Raw genomic sequence first — 18,126 nt, forward strand, 5'->3', positions numbered from 1 at the left:
CCTTCAAGTAAACTAAAGGAAGTTTGAAAATAGAAAAGGTGATGATTGTTGTTAATTTCAATTAAAACGTTACAAGATGATCGTTTTTTACGTCCGCTTCAAAATATTAGCGGCTTATTTTTTGAAGAAAGTACGGTAGCATTTGAACAGGAAGATGCAAATGTCATTGTTGATATAAAAATAGAAGGAAATGTGACGGCTTCTGCTCGTTTAACAGAAATTGAGACTGGAAACGTGTATGAAGGGACGTTTTCTAAAGATTTATCGTCCTTTACAGAAGAAAAGGAACGTATGAAGCAAGTGAAACATGTTGTTTCTTATGTATATTTGTCTGTTCTTCAGCAGTTAACAGGCGTGGAACAAAAGTGGGGAATCTTAACAGGTGTGCGCCCAACGAAGCTTCTTCATAAAATGTTGCAAAGCGGTATGACAAAAGAAGCAGCACATCATGAACTGCGTGAAAGCTATTTAATTCATGATGAAAAAATTGAGCTTATGCAGCGCATTGTCGATTGTCAATTATCTGTTGTTTCAGATTTATATCGTTTAAAAGAAGAAGTAAGTATTTATATTGGAATTCCGTTCTGTCCAACGAAATGTGCATATTGTACATTCCCAGCGTATGCGATCAATGGACGCCAAGGATCTGTTGATTCATTCTTAGGCGGTTTACATTATGAAGTTCGTGAAATTGGTAAGTTTTTAAAAGAAAAAGGCGTGAAAGTAACAACGATTTACTACGGCGGCGGTACGCCAACAAGTATTACAGCTGAAGAAATGGACATGTTGTATGAAGAGATGTATGAGTCGTTCCCAGATGTAAAGCAAGTTCGTGAAGTAACAGTAGAAGCAGGGCGTCCCGATACAATTACACCAGAGAAGCTAGATGTGTTAAATAAATGGAATATCGACCGCATTAGCATTAATCCGCAGTCGTACCATCAAGAAACATTAAAAGCAATTGGACGTCATCATACAGTAGAAGAAACGATTGAAAAGTACCATCTTGCTCGCGAAATGGGTATGAATAATATTAATATGGACTTAATTATCGGTCTTCCAGGTGAAGGATTAGATATCTTTAAGCATACGTTAGATGAAACAGAAAAGCTTATGCCAGAATCGTTAACGGTGCATACATTATCCTTTAAGCGTGCTTCTGAAATGACGCAAAATAAGCGTAAATATAAAGTAGCAGGCCGCGAAGAGATTACAGCGATGATGCGCGAAGCAGAAGAGTGGACGAAAGAGCATAATTACGTACCTTATTATTTATATCGTCAAAAGAATATTTTAGGTAACTTAGAGAACGTCGGCTATGCAATGCCAAGTCAAGAAAGCATTTATAACATTGTCATTATGGAAGAAGTACAATCTATTATCGGTCTGGGCTGTGGTGCATCAAGTAAATTTGTTCATCCACAGACGGGAGCGATTACGCACTTTGCGAACCCGAAAGATCCAAAATCATATAATGATGGTTATGTAAAGTATACGGAAGATAAACTTAAAATTTTACAAGAGTTATTCGGATAAGAAACTGCCAGTTTGGCGGTTTCTTTTTTTCTTTGTAAAAGGTTGTCGAGAATGATCAGAAAAAGGAAGTAAAAATGAGCAGGAAATGTCTATTTATGAACGAATTCATAAAATTATGAAAATTAAAAGGGGGAATATGCGGCATGTACATGACTGTTGGTAGAATTTTTGATTTAGCTGTGCAAAAATATCCACAGAAAGAAGCGTTAGTAGAACCTGCAAAAAACATTCGCTTTACATATAAACAGTGGGATATGGAAGTAAATAAAACGGCAAACGCTCTTCTTGCAGAAGGAGTACGAAAAGGAGACTGCGTTTCAGTATACTTATATAATTCACATGAATTTGTAACGGTTTACCTCGCTTGTGCGAAGATTGGCGCAATCTTTAACCCGATTAATTTCCGTTTGAAAGCGAAAGAAGTTTCCTACATATTACAAGATGCTTCCTCTAAAGTTGTTGTGTTTGAAAAAGAAGTTCAATCAACAATTGCGTTAATTGAACGTGACTTTCCGCAAACTTCATTTTGGTACATTGAAGAGGACACGCCGCCCTTTGCTGTTTCTTATCATGAAAAAGTAAATGAGGCAAAGGCAGAACCGACAGGCATTGAAGTGGATGAAATGGATTACTGCTCGATGCTTTATACGAGCGGGACGACTGGGAATCCGAAAGGGGTATTGCACCGCCACCGAGACATGGCTGAGCATAGTATGATTTGTACATATTATTTAAAATATAAACGCGATAGCGTTGGATTAGTTGTTGCGCCGTTATATCATTGCGGTGAATTGAACGCTGGTATTTTGCCGCGCATTCAAGTTGGTGGGAAAAATGTGATTTTGCATCATTTTGATACGAAATCAGTGTTAGAAATAATTCAAAAAGAGAAAATTACAACGTTCTTTGCGGCGCCGACAATGTGGAATATGCTGCTGCAAGAAGATTTAACAGAATACGATTTAACTTCGATGAAGATTGGAATTTACGGCGGAGCAGCAATGGCGCCAGCGCTTGTGAAAGAATGTAAAGAACGTCTGTATATTGATCTTGTCCAAATTTATGGAATGACAGAGTTTGGCCCTGTTGTTGCCTTTCTTGTAGAAGAAGATCAAATTACAAAAGCAGGATCAGCGGGTACACCTTGCTTTAGTCATGAAGTGCGTATCGTGAAGTCAAATGAAGATGAACCATCCGAACCGGACGATATCCTTGCACCTTATGAAGTGGGAGAAATCATTGTACGCGGGCCAAGCATGATGGCTGGATATCATAAGCGCGAAGAAGCAACGAAAAAGGTAATGTATAAAGATTGGTATCATTCTGGTGATCTTGGCTATTTTGATAAAGATGGGTACCTATATGTAGCGGACCGCGTTGACGACATGGTCATTAGCGGCGGTGTGAATGTTTACCCGCGTGAAATTGAGGACTTCTTGCATAGTCATGACAGTGTTTTAGACGTAGCTGTACTTGGTGAACCAGATGAACTATGGGGTGAACGCGTTGTTGCGGTAGTTGTGAAGAAAGATGAGTCATTAACAGAAGAAGAATTAGAGCGTTACTGTAAAGAAAGTGAAGAGTTAGCTGATTATAAACGCCCTCGTCGTTACGAATTTGCGAATGAGCTGCCGCGTAATGCGAGTGGGAAATTACAGAAATTTGTATTGCGTGAATCTTTGAAGAAAGCAAAGAAATCTTAAGATAGCGTAAAAGCACAGCTGCAGTTTTGTGGCTGTGCTTTTTCTTGTTAACTTGTTATGCTAAATACATATATTTCGTTTGAATATTTTTTCTTTTAAGTTATATTCAGCTATCTGAGGATCTCATGATCAGTATTGCCGCGATATGCAAGAAGATATAGAGGAAGTGGGAAGATGGAGAAAAGAGTCAAAGATATAATGAATGCTACGCAGCTGCTTTACGGCTTATTAATTGTGCTAGGATTTGTTCCAGGTATTATGACGGGGATGATTTTTGATGCACCAGGTTCAGAAAAGGATATTTTCAGACGGTGCATTTTTTATTCGTATCCTTGTTTTGTTTTAACAGTCATAGTAACAGCACTACTGGCAAGGATATTTTATCGAAGAGGAAAATACAAGCTAATCAAATGGTTCAATATAATTCCTACCTTTTGGTTTCTTTGGTTTATCTTTTGGATGTACTATTGGAGCTTACAAGGTTGAAAGTTCATGAAAAATATTGAAATGCTCAGAATGGTTTTGAGCATTTTTTTGCCGTGTACATTCATGATAAAATGGGAAAAGCGTGAATAAGGAAAGGAACTTTGCATGAGAATTAATAAATTCATTAGTGAAACAGGTTATTATTCAAGAAGAGAAACGAATCGCCTCATTGCCGAAAAGCGAATTACCGTGAATGGCAAAATTTGTGAGCCCGGGCAAGAAGTAGAGCCTGACGACATTGTCCTTGTTGACGGGAAACCGATTCCTAAGAAGACGCACCCTATTTATATTGCATTAAATAAACCGGTAGGGATTACCTGTACAGCGGCGAAGCATATTGAAGGAAATATTATCGATTTTGTTAATTATCCAGAACGCATTTTTCCAATTGGCCGCTTAGATAAAGCATCACAAGGATTAATTTTAATGACAAATGACGGTGATATCGTTAATAAAATAATGCGCTCCGAATATGGTCACGAGAAAGAATATATTGTCACAGTTGATAAGCCATTTGACGATGCTTTCTTAAAAGGAATGGCCGGCGGTGTAACGATTCGCGATGGAAAAACGAATCCGTGTGAGATACACCGGATCAGTGATTGTGTCTTCAAAATTATTTTGACACAAGGGATGAACCGGCAAATTCGCCGGATGTGCCGTGCGTTTGGCTATACTGTTACGAGGTTAGAGCGCATTCGGATTATGAATATCACAGTAGATGGAATAGAGATAGGGAAGTGGCGTGATTTGACTGAGGAGGAGCTAAGTGAGCTTCTGGCGCTATTAGGATAAAAGAAGGAGGTGATCGTTTCGATCACCTCCTTCTACTTGCGAGTCGAATATCGTCGAAGGGTCTTTAAATCGTGTCGAAGCGCCGATATATTGCGAAAAGCGCTGATATATTCGAAAAGTCGCCGATATAGTGCAGGCCCGTCTTTCTTACTTGCGTGTAAATCCTTCTTCGTCAAGGTATTGTGCCGCTTCTTTGTAAGAGTTAAATGTACCATCTAACTGTATCCCAGCATAAACGTTCCACATATCTTCATCTTCTTTAATAAGAGTTAAGGTATGATTGTCCTCATTTACCCACTCTTCTTCTTGAAAGTTCTCCGCAATTGCAACTTCTTCTACTGGTTCTTGTGAAAGGGCAACAATTGATTTTTCAAGTAAGGAGCGAAGTTCTTCCGCTGAAAAATCGCGGATGTTCACCATTCCTTTATCGTTCGTTTTGTAGCCTTTTAGATGCCCGGCATAGACAAACCCATTTCCGTTCGGATGTAAATGGTATACAACATTCTTTTTGTCTAGGCGGCTTTCTTCATAATGAAAATTAATGCGTCCTAGAGAGACAGTTTTTCTTTCTAGCTCTGGAAAAGATTCAATAATCGTTAATTTTTCTTCAAAAGTTAGCATAGTTCCTCCGTAATTGTAATTAATAATGTGATGGTTCATTATATCACTCTGCTTGTAAGTCCACAATCAGATAAGCGAGCAAGGCAACAAAGAAAATGCTGACAGCCGGTGCAGCAAATACATGTCCAGCTGTAAATGCGGTGGCAATTGCAAGCGCGATTGCCGTGCCAAGCAACATATATTTTACTGTAATAATAGACTTGAAGTTTGTGAGAATACGTAATATAAGCCTGATGCCGAAGTAAACAAATGGCAGTATGTATATGATGAATCCGATAATACCGAACCAGAAGAATAGGTCATGGAAGTCTCTTTCTACCACTTTTGGTGTTTCTTCATAGTTGCCGGCATAGCCCATGCCTAACAATTTTTGTGACAGTGGTGCTTCTTGAAAGTACTTTTTATGCATGTTTAAAAATTTGTCACGATCACTATAAATTAAACTGTTTACTTCTCCAGTTGTTAACGTTCGTTCTTCTTGTTTAGTAGGCCGTTGTTCTTGTTGTTTATTGGGCTGTTGTTCTTGTTGTTGTTTATTAGGCTGTTGTTCTTGTTGTTGTTTATTAGGTTGTTGTTCTTGCTGTTGTTTATTATATATTTGTAAGTGAATGTCCATGTTTTTGGCGATGGGTGTAAACGGCGTTACAATTATGACGCCTCCTAATACAATCAAGGCGAGAATTGTATTAATGAGCTGCGGACGGCCTCTCTTCATCATATATTCGATAAACGAAAAGAATAGTGCCACTCCTAATGTCACAATAATAGATACGTATCCAACCTTTGTTCCGATCATAATACTGGAATAGAGTGCTAGTATCGTCGGAAGCCAGTAGTATGCTTGTGTAATAGAAGTTGTCTTATGAATCGAATACAGGACAACAACCGGGAATGTAATAGCTAAAATGGCACTGATTTCGTTTGCGGCATAAAACCATCCTTTCGAGCCAATTTTCTCGATCGTATAACTTTGATAGTCTGTTCGAGTTGCGATGGAAATAACCATGACAAAACTCATGAATAAACTGGCATATAAGAAATAACGTAATAATGTATCGTACGAGTTTTGCTTGCCTCGCAAAGTTTTAAAGACAAGAATATATCCGAACAACATAACGATTGGATACATACATTTAGCCATAAACTTAACTTCTTCTCCAAGTGAAATGGGATGTTTTACAACGAGATTATTAAGAAGTCCAGCTGTCATGATAACGCCTAATAGGCAAATATACACGATAGATTTTTTATTTTTCTGATAAATAAATAGATAGATCATCGCAAGAAGCATCACGCCAAAACGTACGACAATACTTAACGTTGCATCCATATGTAACATTTGAATGGACAGTGATGTTAATAAATCTAAGACCGGTTGCAGTGCTATGAATAATAGAAAGAAATATGTGAAATAATGTTCCTTTTGTATCAATTTGGTACTCATTTTGTCCCCTTTCATAATTAAAGAAATGAATGTAGTTTTTTTATACGATACACTACTTTGGTAAGATAGTAAATAAATGGAAGGTTAATTACGAGTAAATTCGACAGAAAATTAAGAAAAAAGAAGGATTTTGAAAGCCCTTTCTATAATTATATAAGGATAACAGATTATAGAAGGAGAGAGAGTTTATGACAGTTTCAAGCAAAGCAGAATCAGTAATTGTACAATATGAAGGGCGCGTCGCGACGATTATGTTAAATCGTCCAGAAGTGCTAAATGCATTGGATGAGCAAACGTTAAAAGAACTACTACAAAAATTAAAAGAAGTAGCTGCAAGTTCTGTTCACGTTGTGGTGCTATGCGGAAACGGCCGTGGTTTTTCAGCGGGCGGCGATATTAAATCGATGTTAGCAAGCGGAGATGAAAGTGCGTTTGACGGCATTATGAATACTATTTCCGAAATTATTGTAGCGCTGTATACAATGCCAAAGCTTGTGATTAGTGCGATTCATGGCCCTACAGCAGGGCTTGGACTTAGCATTGCCTTAACAGCTGATTACGTAATGGCTGATATTTCATCTATTATTGCGATGAATTTCATTGGCATCGCTTTAATTCCAGATGGCGGCGGACATTTCTTCTTACAAAAACGCCTTGGCGAGCATATGGCAAAAGAAATCATTTGGGAAGGAAAGAAATTATCCGCAAGCGAAGCGCTTGAGATTGGTATGATTGATGAAGTAATCGGTGAGAATTTCCAAGATGCAGTGAAACAAAAAATTAGCGAATGGCTGCAAAAACCAATTGCTTCTATGATTCAAACGAAGCAAGTTTTGGCTGAATTAAACCGCCCTTCGTTAGAAAAAACGCTAGAGCTTGAAAAACGTGGTCAATACGCAATGAGAAGAACAGCGGATCATCGTGAAGGAATTACCGCGTTTTTAGAGAAGCGTTCACCGGTGTTTAAAGGGGAATAAAAGTTTTATAAAAATAGAAAGTGTTAACACATTTTTTTGTATAATGGTGTTAGCACTTTTTTCTTGAATGATAGAAGGAGAAGTGGATGAGTTTAAAACAAAAAAGAATAAGCATAATCATAATCGTAGCATGGTTACTCGTATACGTGCTGTTACACCGCACACCAACCGCAGCAATTCGAACAGAAATGTTTCTATCTGGTAATCCAAAGGCAGCTATGCAAAGTGAGATTGAGAGAATGGAAGACCCATATGACGGTGTTGTGCCAGATCATCTCCGCGCTTTTTACGGTGTGCCAGAGAAAGAATATGAAAATTATTTCTTTCCAGAAATAAGTCATATTTCATCTAGTATTTATATGTCGTCAGCTTGTGTAAAAAAACATTGGTTTTTATATTATGCAGAGTTAGGGTGTTTTTAAGTATATAAATCCATTTAAATGTTCCCACACATAAGTCGCTACTTGCTTCCTCTCTTTGTTTTAAATATTGCATATGGCAGAAAAAGGCACTAACCGCTGCGTGCATGGTCAGATGTTCTCGCTCGTCTAAAAAGAAAGAGCTTTTTAATTTGTATTTGGAGGTGTCCTCATGTCAGTTTATAATAAAATCGTCCGCGATCGTGTGCCAGAAATGATTTTAATGTCTGGTAAAACATATACGTCGAAAAAATTAAGTAAACAAGAGTACATAAAAGAATTATCGAAAATTGGAATAGAGGAAATGCGTGAGTTTGCATCTATGCAAGAACGTGAGCATGCAGTAGATTCATTAGCCGATGCATTAGAAGTGATTAAAGCATTGGCAAAAGCAGAAGGTGTAACGTTAGAAGATGTTGAGCGTGTTCGCCAGGAGAAAGAAGCGGAGCGCGGCGGATTTGAAAAAGGTGTGTATTTAGTAGAAGTGAGTGAAGAGTAGAAGGCATCGCAGTATATGCGATGCCTTTTATCCTGCTATTCGTGGGCAGTAATACTCCCACCTCAAAATTTGGTGAAAGCATTATCCAGTTCCAGTGGCTAGAATGTTTGGTGGGAGATAAACTGCTGGCATGCGCCCAATAGTTGAATAACGACTACTTAATTATTTATTGTTTTTGGATGGTAGTTTAATAGGCGAATATATTAACGAATTCTAGCCTTACGGAAGCCATCAAATACACTGATTGCTGCAAATAAAATAAAGATGAAAATTCCACCGCCAACTACCCATGTTTCAAATTGATTAGCTGTTATGTTACATAAATTAGCCATATACGTAATATAATCTTTGGTTATCACATTCGGATTTATTACTATAACAGTGAATACAATGGTGGAGATAAGCTGGAGTGCAGTATTACAAATTGCAATTCCTTTTGTCCATTGTCCTTGTATTAATTTATAGAGAGCTAATGCTACTTCGAAACAAATTACAACAAGAACGATTGGCCAATATCCAAGTAAAACTTTCTGATTAAAAGTTAGGGTCACGAGTTCAAGTCCGTCTCTGCCGCGTTCATATATACCTACAAGATGACTCGTATAAAAATAAAGAGTTGACCAAATCGCAGTCCACATTAAACTTCCAAATACTTCGCCTTTCGTAATCGCTTTTTTCTTAGGAATGTTAGGGGTATTCTTCAAATCATCAGGTGTCCATTTTTTAAAGCTTGCTGTTAATGGCTCTCCATCTTTTCCTTTATCTACTCTTTCTAAAATAGCAAACACAAGTGTTAGCCAAAAGAATACGTGGATCCCTACTTCAATGATGCCCCCTATTCCTTTTCCTATAAGACTAAAAACAGTATTTATAACCGCTTGGTCGCCGCCATAGCCAATAAAATGTTCGGCAATCACCGAGATTAACGAAATGACAGCGGCAATCGGTAAAATCATTTTTAGTAGCGTCACATATCCCTCAAAATAGTGTGGACCAATTAAGTGCATTGGCCAGTCTCGATAACCATTAGCCATTGTGACTGGATTCCCCAATTTTGCAAGAACTGCCTTTACATCTTCTTCACTATAATCATCAGGCAGCATATCCTCAATGGTTGACCGTAACTCTAGCGCAATATCCTCACGATTTTTTTCAGGTAGCCTCCGAGTAACTTCTTGTATATAAATCTCAATCAGATTCATCGTCTTCCTCCTTTTTTAATAAGCTATAGAGCTCTTTCGAATTCTTAAGCCATTCCCTTTTTAACTGTAAAAAGATCTCTAACCCATATTCACTTAAAACATAAAACTTACGGGGTCTACTCTCAGATGTATCCCAACTACTCGTCACTAATTCCTGTTTCTCCAATCGGCGAAGCAATGGATATAAGGTACTTTGTTCAATGGTAATGCCCGATTCCTCCAATAACTGAACAAGTGAATATCCATACTGGGGTGTTCGTAATTGACTTAAAACGGCTAATGTCAACGTTCCCCTCCTAAGCTCAGTCGTTAATGAATTCAATAAAGTACTCATTTACCCACCTCCCTTTTTATTTACTATATGTCATACAGTATATAATTCATGCTATGCATCATACAGTATTTTTGTTACAACATTATTTGACATGAAATTTGATTCATCTTTTTTTTAAGTTTACAATGGGAGTTCCGTTTTATTTCTATTTCGTCATTTTTCTATTATACTGAATATTAGAACGATAAAAGAGAGGGGAAAAGCATATGGTACATAACGTAAAAGACACAATGGAGCTAATTAAACAACTTGTTTCAATTCCAAGTCCATCTGGAAATACGAACACAATTATTCGTTTTATTGAGGACTACGTAAAAGAGTGGAATGTAGAAACGAAGCGCAACAATAAAGGCGGCCTAATTATAACGGTGAAAGGGGAAGACGATACGAAACAACGTCTCCTTACTGCTCACGTTGATACATTAGGCGCAATGGTAAAAGAAATGAAAGCGGACGGACGCCTACGATTATCTATGATTGGCGGATTTCGCTGGAATGCGGTAGAAGGAGAATATTGCGAAATCGAAACAGCATGTGGTAAAACGTATACTGGTACAATTTTAATCCATCAAACGTCTGTCCACGTATACAAAAATGCTGGAGAAGCAAAACGTGACGAACAAAATATTGAAATTCGTATCGATGAGCGTGTCTCTTCACCAGAAGAAGTACGCGAACTTGGCATTGAAGTAGGGGATTTCGTATCATTTGATCCGCGCGTTCAAATGACAGACAGCGGCTACATTAAATCGCGCCACTTAGATGACAAAGCAAGCGTAGCGATCTTACTGCAATTGATTAAAAGATTACAAGACGAAAATACGAAACTACCATATACAACTCATTTCTTAATCTCTAATAATGAAGAAATCGGTTATGGCGGTAACTCTAATATTCCAGAAGAAACAGTAGAATACTTAGCGGTTGATATGGGTGCACTTGGCGATGGTCAAGCATCAGATGAATACACTGTATCGATCTGTGCGAAAGACTCGAGCGGTCCATACCATTATGCAATGCGCAAACATTTAGTAGAACTTGCGAAAACAAATAATATCGAATATAAAGTGGATATCTATCCATTCTACGGATCTGACGCATCAGCAGCAATCCGCGCCGGAGTAGATGTGAAGCATGGATTAATTGGTCCTGGTATTGATGCTTCTCATGCTTATGAGCGTACACATGAGACATCGATTGCGCATACAGAGGCGCTTATTTATGCGTATGTACAATCACAGTTAGTAGGAGAATAAGGAATAAAGGAAAGAGCTGATCTGAGTGAGGATTGGCTCTTTTTTTGTATAAGGGGTCCTGCCGCATGCCTATCAACCTAACGAAATTAAATACCCCAAAAACGAAAATTTTATCTCTTTTTAGTTGTCTATGGGAATCTAGTTCATTTGTTGTTTTAGAAAATAATAAATTTCTTAGCATGGTGGCGATGTACCGGTACTCTTTTATAAAATTTAAATTCAAAATATATATAGGATTTCTTTTAATTTATATAAAAATTTTTATCTTTTGTATAATTAAACTTTACTTTTTTATAAAATAAGTTTAATATAGGTGTTAGGAAAGGAAGGTGTTAACTATGAAGGAAAAACATGGAGACTCTATAACGAATAAAGTGTATGAATATAGAGTATTAAAAAGAATGTCACAAAAAGATTTAGCTGATGCTGTTGGAGTTTCTAAACAAACGATATTTGTTATGGAAAAGAACAATTATTCTCCTTCACTGGTGTTAGCATATCGAATAGCAAATTATTTTGAAGTTGATATAAACGAAATATTCTCTTATGTAGGAAAGGAAGATAATAATGATTGATCTATTAAACAAATGGATGTTAGAAAGCACAAACAATTTCAATATCGTTGTAGGATTTACTGCAGTTCTATTTTTGGGTTCATTAATTGCACTTTTCATTATCAGCAAAAAATTTGGTCAACCAGATGAAAGAACAAATGGTATTTATCTTAAAATTATTTCTCGTATGTTTTCTACTCAAATTATAATGAATGCTATATTTATTTCTTTAGTTGGTAAAGATATTGAAAATTTCCGTCAAATCTTCATATTATTTGAAGCCGTTGTATTCTTCGTTGGAGCTATTTATTCGTTTAAATTATATAGACAGGAATTTAAATAATTCACTTGCAAGAAACAATAGAAAAACAGTAGTGATTTTATGCACTACTGTTTTTTTTATTGCCCCTTTTTGAAAGTAAACTTTTAAATATAAATTTACATTCATAAAAATAATTAATCGTATTCAAAACTGTAAATACTAAAAAGCAAACAAAGAAAACCTATTTGTAATAAAAAGCCTAGTAAAAATGCATTATGTATATTAAAATATCCATATATTGTCAATGTATGGAATATAAGGGGCTTTTAATGAATAAGAAAAAAATAGGTTTATTAATTTTAGTAATCATTATTCTTTGGTTTGTATTTCCTCTTTCACCTTAATTTAATGTTTTTTAAACCATTAATATCAAAGGTTATTTATATAGGAAGTAAAATTTTGGTTTTTTCTTTAATTTGTAAATTTGATATATTATTATTTTTATAGATAAATATAAGCAAGAATGTGGTGATATTAAATGTCACGAAGGGAATTTCATCCTGTATTACATATACTTTTGATGGTTGGTGCTGTTATTATAGTAGCTTTGACTTTTTTTCAGATGAATCTATTATGATGAAATGGCTTCAGAGAATTTGTTGGACCACTATATTTATTGGGAACTTGTTGTTTTATTTTCATAAAAGTCGTATGAATAACTAATAGGGTTCACCATACATTACTATCAACAGAAATACCCAAAAACAAGAAAATTGTACATTTTCACCAGGAGATGTCAATTTTTTTATTTTGGGGTATTTGCTTTTCTTAGTTTGATGGCATGGGGTCCTGCCGCCGATCAACCTAAGATAGGTACACATACCCAAGGCGATTAAAATAAAGCTTTCATGAAATTAGGTTACTAAAAGTGTCTTTATGTTGTTTTACGACATATGTCGTGTTACGATGTATGTTAGGGGGTGGAAAAATGGATAAAGAGATGATGAAAGGAAGTATTGATATACTTGTACTTTCTATAATTTCTCACGATGATACTTACGGTTATGAAATTATTCAAAAACTTAAAGAACAAAGTAACGATGTTTACCATATGAGTCAAGGTACACTATACCCAGCACTCAAACGAATGGAACAAAAGAATTTGATTGAATCTTACTGGGGAGAATCAGAAACAGGACAAAAAAGAAAATTTTACCGTATTACTATAGCTGGCAAGGAAGAACTAGAGAAGAAGCTGAATTATTGGGAGCAAATTACTGCGCTTATTCAAGCTTGCAGGAAGGGAGAATTTGCATGAAAGAATTTGAAAATTACATAGAACGTATTGTAAAAAAAACTGCTCTAGATAAGGCGGCTCGTGAAGAACTATCTTTAGAATTGCTCGATCACCTCAATAGTTTAAAAGAAGAATATATTAAAAAAGGGATGTCTGCAAAACAGGCAAAACAATTAGCCATACAACATTTTGGAGAACCAAATTTTATTGGCGGAGAACTTCAAAAATCTATTTTTCCATATGAAAAGTTCATAAAGCGTTTTGCATGGTCTTTATTTGTTCCTTATATATTATTCTTTATTTGGTATGAGTACTTAGGAAATAGCGCTGGTCGTGAGTGGTTTCTTGGGATTATTGAGCAATTTTCAAGAAATCATGATGTGATGTGGTTGCTTCGCACTTTTGTTGATATTACACCTTTCTATACCCTTTTTCTGTATAACATACCTGGCTTTTGGATAGCTCATGCAGTTAAACCCATTATCTTAATGATTCCATTGGGATTTTTAATTCCGATTTTATTTCATAGGTTCCGTTCTTTTAAAGCAGCTTTTATGCTCTTTATTAAATTAACTTTAAGCATTGAGTTGTTGTATATTGTCATGCTAGTAGGTACTTTTAGCACTACTGGTCTTATTTTAGATTTGGTTGGCCTCTTAGTTGGGTTTATGGGGTGGAAATTACTACAGAGGCTGCAAGTTAAGAAATTCATTAAACCATCTAATCCGAACTATGTGAAGTGAGAAGTTTATTGTAATTCATTCACAAAAGATCTTGAGTCTAAATAAAAAATATACAGGAATTTTTTTGTCTTATTATTATTCAGGTGGTAATTTAGACTATTCCTTATATGTAAAAAAGCGCTATTCTTTTGTTAAGCACATACACGAAAGAATAGCGTTTTTGAGATTAATATAAAATTCATTTACTTTTACTAGATTCCTTATATAATAAAAATGAAAGCACTTACATTCCAGGAGGTTTGTGATGAGAAAAGTAAAGAAAGATAGAAAAGCACGCTCTATTATGCAAACGATTGCATTATCTTCACTTGTTTTAGGGACATCTTTACTGTACACGCCAGCTTCATCATCGGCTTATGCTGCCGCTAACGACAACAATGTAGAGTGGAATGGTTTATTCCATGACCAAGGTCCTGTTTATGATAGCGCGCCAGAACCGACATCTGCTCAAAGTGTGACGCTGAAATTCCGGACGTTTAAAGGGGATATTACCGGTGTCAATATAAAGTATTATGATACTGCTGACGGAGCGTTCCATGTTATTCCGATGTCGTGGGCGTCGGGCGATTCTACGGGGACGTTTGATTATTGGCAAGGAACAATCCTGGCTAGTCCTTCACGAAAATATTATCGTTTTCAAATTACTGATGGGTCTTCTTCTGTTTGGTATAATGCGAACGGCCCTTCTACATCTGAACCATCATCAGGTGATTTTTATGTTCTCCCGAATTTTAAAACGCCGGATTGGATGAAAAACGGTGTGATGTATCAGATTTTCCCTGACCGCTTTTATAATGGTGATTCTTCGAATGATGTGCAAACGAATGCATACACTTATGACGGTGCATCAACGGAGAAAAAAGCTTGGGGAAGCAGTGTTTATGCTAATCCTGGTCATACGAACAACCTTGTGTTCTTCGGCGGTGATTTGGCGGGAGTCAATCAGAAGCTCGGTTACATTAAACAAACATTAGGAGCGAACATTATTTACTTAAATCCAATTTTTAAATCTCCTTCTAACCATAAGTATGATACACAAGATTATATGAATGTGGATCCTGCATTTGGGGCAAACGAAACTTTGCAAACGCTATCATCGAATGTTCATAGTACAGCAAGCGGACAAAAGGGGTATTTAGTGTTGGATGGTGTATTTAACCATACCGGAGACACTCATTCATGGTTTGATAAGTACAATCAATCTTCCTCTTTAGGCGCTTTTGAGTCGAAATCGAGCCAATGGTCTAATTATTATACATTCCAGTCTTGGCCGAATACATATGCTAGCTTTTTAGGATTCAACAGTTTGCCGAAGCTAGATTATGGAGCGAGTGGATCACCAGTAAGAAAGCAAATATATGGCAATAGTGATTCCGTAGCAAAAACGTATTTGAAAGCCCCGTATAACATTGATGGCTGGCGATTAGATGCACCTCAATATACAGATGCTGGCGGTGCAGATGCTGGTGGAGGAAATGGTAGTAGTTTGGTGAATCACCAAATTTGGTCTGAATTCCGAAGTGCCGTGAAGTCTGTAAACGAGAATGCAGCAATATTTGGCGAATACTGGGGAAATGCAAATTCTTGGACAAATCAAGGGAACCAATGGGATAGTACCACAAACTTTGACGGATTTACACAACCAGTTTCTCAGTGGATCACAGGAAAAGATTTCAATAGCAATGCGGCTTCCGTATCTACTTCTCAATTTGACAACTGGTTAAGAGGGACGCGTGCGAATTATCCAGCAAACGTTCAGCAAGCGATGAGCAATCATTTATCCAATCACGATATTTCACGTTTTGGCGAACGTGCTGGCGGTGATATTTGGAAGACGTATTTAGCGCTTATTTTTCAAATGACATATGTTGGTACGCCAACGATCTATTACGGAGATGAATATGGCATGATGGGAGGCGCCGATCCTGACAACCGCCGTACGTTTGACTGGTCACAAGGGAATACTTCTAATCGTGCTGTAGCTTTAACGCAAAAACTTATCAGTATCCGTAATCAATACCCGGCATTAAGAACAGGTTCGTTTATGACGCTGCAAACAGATGATACAAATAAAATCTATTCCTATGGCCGCTTTGACACAACAAACAGAATCGCAGTTGTACTTAACAATGATTCTGTCGGTCATAGTGTAACCGTTCCTGTATGGCAACTCAGCATGCAAAATGGCAGTATCGTTACAGACAAATTGACTGGTAAAACGTACACAGTTCAGAATGGAATTGTTACTCTTACAGTTGATGGGCATTACGGTGCAATTTTAGCACAATAAATCGTATAACCAATATATCTCCATGGATTGCTCTTGTTTTGCCAGCTAAGCTGAGCACTCTTAAAGTGTTTTTGAAACAAGCAAAGGCTTCCTCGATTTCAGCGAGGGAACCTTTGCTATTTTTTTGTAAAGGAATTTTCCATTTTTTCAGATAGAATTTCACCTTTGTAAGTATATAAATATGCAATTTTACATATGTTCCTGAATTTATCTACATCTTTAAAACTTAATGTTAAGATTATGCAGGAAGGTAGCGTAATCATTTTTGAAAATAAGGAGGAGTTCAGATATGTTCGTGAAAAGAAAACTACCTATACTTACGGTCTTATTATTACTATTTAGTTTAATCGTAACTGTTTTTCCTACAAATTCTGCTTATGCAGCTGAGGGCAATCGTATACTGGATATTTATGGAGATCCAGTCAAGACAAATAAAGATTATATAATGGTACGTAAAATTTGGGATGGTAAGCCTCGGTATGCTGCTTATGCAGGTGTAGGTCAGAAGAAACTTGGGGTAACTTATGAGAAGTTTGCGGGTTGGCATTATGTAATTCAGTATAAAGATAAATCTTATTATGGTACTGCTGAGACTCATAAGGATACAAAAGGTAATGAGTACTATGGTACACCTATCAATTTTGAAGCTCCAGATGGGGTAGAAAGTGATGGATATATAAGACATAATACACCAGTTACCATGTCAATGTGGATTGGTGGACCGAATGCTGAGGCAGGAGGAACTAAAAAATATGTCAATGCAGGGAATCGCGGCTGGATTTATTTTAGCGACCAATCAAAAAGCACGTTAACAGTTTGGGAACAAAATTCACAGGAAATCAATTTAATAACAGGTAAAACTGATTACCTGAGAGATAAAATGGGCAGACCTTGTGATTGGTACAGTGCAGATCCACAAAATTCTGAGTATGGCGTTACATCATATTTCGAGCTAGAGACTTCAGAGCAACCATTTTCAAATCAAGATAAATTATGGGGAAGTTCTGCGCCGCCATATCAATCTGGTTTTGAATTCGTACCTTTACAATAAAAAAATCGATTACATGTAGCAAATAAAAAAGCGAAGAATGATAAATATTCTTCGCTTTTTTAATGAAATTGTAGGGTAAAAGCGACGCTATGTATGGAATAGTCTCGCCTTATAACAAAGTAAACGATGTATATATTATGTATATAGGTTTTTATATTGTTACATTTATTTTTTTTTGACATGCTTACTATGCAGAATACAACATAACCACTACTTGCTTGCTCCCTTTGTTTTAACATGTTTCCAAAAGAATTCCCCTTCCTCAAGGAATGAGAAGGGTGAAGCCCAATGAGTAGGGAGGGGATGAATTTTGGTTGGCGTAAGCCAAAGGATTGAAAAAGGAATTTCCTCAAATTAGATAGAATGTATGTAAAGAATGATTTGGATCTCAAAGTTATCGTTTGCTGGCTGTGGGCGGTGCACCATTAGAAATGCTAAAACAATACATCGAAACATAAGGGCAAAACGAACGGGAGGGGATGACAATGTTGTTGAATCAAAAATATGAAATCTTCCCAACAGAAACACAAAAAGAAGTGTTAGACCGTTGGTTACAATATTGTCGTCAAACCTATAATTCTGCCTTGCTAGACAAAGAACGGAAATATAAGCAAAACAAAGAAAATTACAATCGTTATGATATGCAAAGACAACTTA

General features: G+C 36.6%; 19 protein-coding genes. 15 read left to right on the forward strand and 4 right to left on the reverse strand.

Translation table 11 applies throughout. From position 1 onward, the window contains the following. Positions 1–45: 45 nt before the first annotated feature. The 4 genes from BM211_RS20210 to BM211_RS20225 all read left to right on the forward strand — a co-directional run bounded on the left by BM211_RS20210 (position 46) and on the right by BM211_RS20225 (position 4,520). Positions 46–1,536: a coproporphyrinogen III oxidase gene (locus BM211_RS20210; RefSeq protein WP_090999124.1), complete on the forward strand. Its 1,491-nt coding sequence runs from the start codon at positions 46–48 to the stop codon at positions 1,534–1,536. Between the two features lie 143 nt (positions 1,537–1,679). Further along, positions 1,680–3,239 (forward strand): fatty acid--CoA ligase, encoded by a 1,560-nt coding sequence (locus tag BM211_RS20215; RefSeq protein ID WP_090999126.1) that lies wholly within the window; start codon positions 1,680–1,682, stop codon positions 3,237–3,239. A gap of 174 nt (positions 3,240–3,413) precedes the next feature. Continuing rightward, the gene (locus BM211_RS20220) at positions 3,414–3,725 is read left to right on the forward strand and encodes a hypothetical protein (RefSeq protein WP_090999128.1); all 312 of its coding nucleotides are present in this window, start codon (positions 3,414–3,416) and stop codon (positions 3,723–3,725) included. A gap of 105 nt (positions 3,726–3,830) precedes the next feature. Further along, positions 3,831–4,520 (forward strand): pseudouridine synthase, encoded by a 690-nt coding sequence (locus BM211_RS20225; protein WP_090999130.1) that lies wholly within the window; start codon positions 3,831–3,833, stop codon positions 4,518–4,520. A gap of 147 nt (positions 4,521–4,667) precedes the next feature. On the opposite strand, the gene BM211_RS20230 is transcribed toward BM211_RS20225, so the two are convergent. Both BM211_RS20230 and BM211_RS20235 read right to left on the reverse strand, forming a co-directional pair. After that, positions 4,668–5,141 carry a hypothetical protein gene (locus BM211_RS20230; RefSeq protein WP_090999131.1) on the reverse strand — a complete coding sequence of 158 codons (474 nt, stop codon included), beginning with the start codon at positions 5,139–5,141 and terminating at the stop codon, positions 4,668–4,670. Between the two features lie 43 nt (positions 5,142–5,184). Continuing rightward, on the reverse strand, positions 5,185–6,585 hold the full coding sequence (locus BM211_RS20235) for an O-antigen ligase family protein (protein ID WP_090999133.1): 1,401 nt from the start codon (positions 6,583–6,585) through the stop codon (positions 5,185–5,187). A 188-nt stretch (positions 6,586–6,773) separates the two neighbouring features. Here BM211_RS20235 and BM211_RS20240 point away from each other — a divergent pair, with 188 nt between their 5' ends. The 3 genes from BM211_RS20240 (at position 6,774) to BM211_RS20250 (ending at position 8,480) form a co-directional block, all read left to right on the forward strand. Next, entirely contained in the window at positions 6,774–7,562 is a 789-nt protein-coding gene (locus tag BM211_RS20240) for an enoyl-CoA hydratase (protein ID WP_090999135.1), read from the forward strand. A gap of 86 nt (positions 7,563–7,648) precedes the next feature. Then, positions 7,649–7,984 carry a hypothetical protein gene (locus BM211_RS20245; RefSeq protein WP_090999137.1) on the forward strand — a complete coding sequence of 112 codons (336 nt, stop codon included), beginning with the start codon at positions 7,649–7,651 and terminating at the stop codon, positions 7,982–7,984. Positions 7,985–8,153: 169 nt separating this feature from the next. Beyond that, positions 8,154–8,480: a nucleoside triphosphate pyrophosphohydrolase gene (locus tag BM211_RS20250; RefSeq protein WP_090999139.1), complete on the forward strand. Its 327-nt coding sequence runs from the start codon at positions 8,154–8,156 to the stop codon at positions 8,478–8,480. Positions 8,481–8,683: 203 nt separating this feature from the next. On the opposite strand, the gene BM211_RS20255 is transcribed toward BM211_RS20250, so the two are convergent. Continuing rightward, positions 8,684–9,682: an HAAS signaling domain-containing protein gene (locus tag BM211_RS20255; protein ID WP_090999141.1), complete on the reverse strand. Its 999-nt coding sequence runs from the start codon at positions 9,680–9,682 to the stop codon at positions 8,684–8,686. Continuing rightward, complete coding sequence (locus tag BM211_RS20260; protein ID WP_090999143.1) at positions 9,669–10,016, reverse strand: PadR family transcriptional regulator; 348 nt, start codon at positions 10,014–10,016, stop codon at positions 9,669–9,671. The genes BM211_RS20255 and BM211_RS20260 overlap by 14 nt, the downstream gene beginning before the upstream one ends. Positions 10,017–10,222: 206 nt before the next feature. On the opposite strand from BM211_RS20260, the gene BM211_RS20265 reads away from it, so the two are divergent. The 8 genes from BM211_RS20265 to BM211_RS20305 form a co-directional block, all read left to right on the forward strand. Beyond that, positions 10,223–11,272, forward strand: coding sequence for a M42 family metallopeptidase (locus BM211_RS20265; RefSeq protein ID WP_090999145.1), 1,050 nt, complete (start codon positions 10,223–10,225; stop codon positions 11,270–11,272). 338 nt (positions 11,273–11,610) lie between these two features. Beyond that, positions 11,611–11,847, forward strand: a complete 237-nt coding sequence (locus tag BM211_RS20275) for a helix-turn-helix transcriptional regulator (protein WP_000659766.1) — start codon at positions 11,611–11,613, stop codon at positions 11,845–11,847. Continuing rightward, positions 11,840–12,169, forward strand: coding sequence for a 6-aminohexanoate hydrolase (locus BM211_RS20280; protein ID WP_090999149.1), 330 nt, complete (start codon positions 11,840–11,842; stop codon positions 12,167–12,169). The genes BM211_RS20275 and BM211_RS20280 overlap by 8 nt, the downstream gene beginning before the upstream one ends. Before the next feature lie 907 nt (positions 12,170–13,076). After that, positions 13,077–13,406, forward strand: a complete 330-nt coding sequence (locus tag BM211_RS20285) for a PadR family transcriptional regulator (RefSeq protein ID WP_090999151.1) — start codon at positions 13,077–13,079, stop codon at positions 13,404–13,406. Beyond that, entirely contained in the window at positions 13,403–14,128 is a 726-nt protein-coding gene (locus tag BM211_RS20290) for a VanZ family protein (RefSeq protein WP_090999153.1), read from the forward strand. The genes BM211_RS20285 and BM211_RS20290 overlap by 4 nt, the downstream gene beginning before the upstream one ends. A gap of 244 nt (positions 14,129–14,372) precedes the next feature. Continuing rightward, a complete protein-coding gene (locus BM211_RS20295) occupies positions 14,373–16,418 on the forward strand; it encodes a glycoside hydrolase family 13 protein (RefSeq protein ID WP_090999155.1) in 2,046 nt (681 codons plus the stop codon). Between the two features lie 289 nt (positions 16,419–16,707). After that, positions 16,708–17,469, forward strand: coding sequence for a bifunctional DNA primase/polymerase (locus BM211_RS20300; RefSeq protein ID WP_035433847.1), 762 nt, complete (start codon positions 16,708–16,710; stop codon positions 17,467–17,469). Positions 17,470–17,954: 485 nt separating this feature from the next. Beyond that, a partial coding sequence (locus tag BM211_RS20305; protein ID WP_256217160.1) for a helix-turn-helix domain-containing protein occupies positions 17,955–18,126 on the forward strand: 172 nt, incomplete at its 3' end.

The sequence above is a fragment of the Bacillus sp. 491mf genome (assembly GCF_900112415.1).
Classification (GTDB): Bacteria; Bacillota; Bacilli; order Bacillales; family Bacillaceae_G; genus Bacillus_A.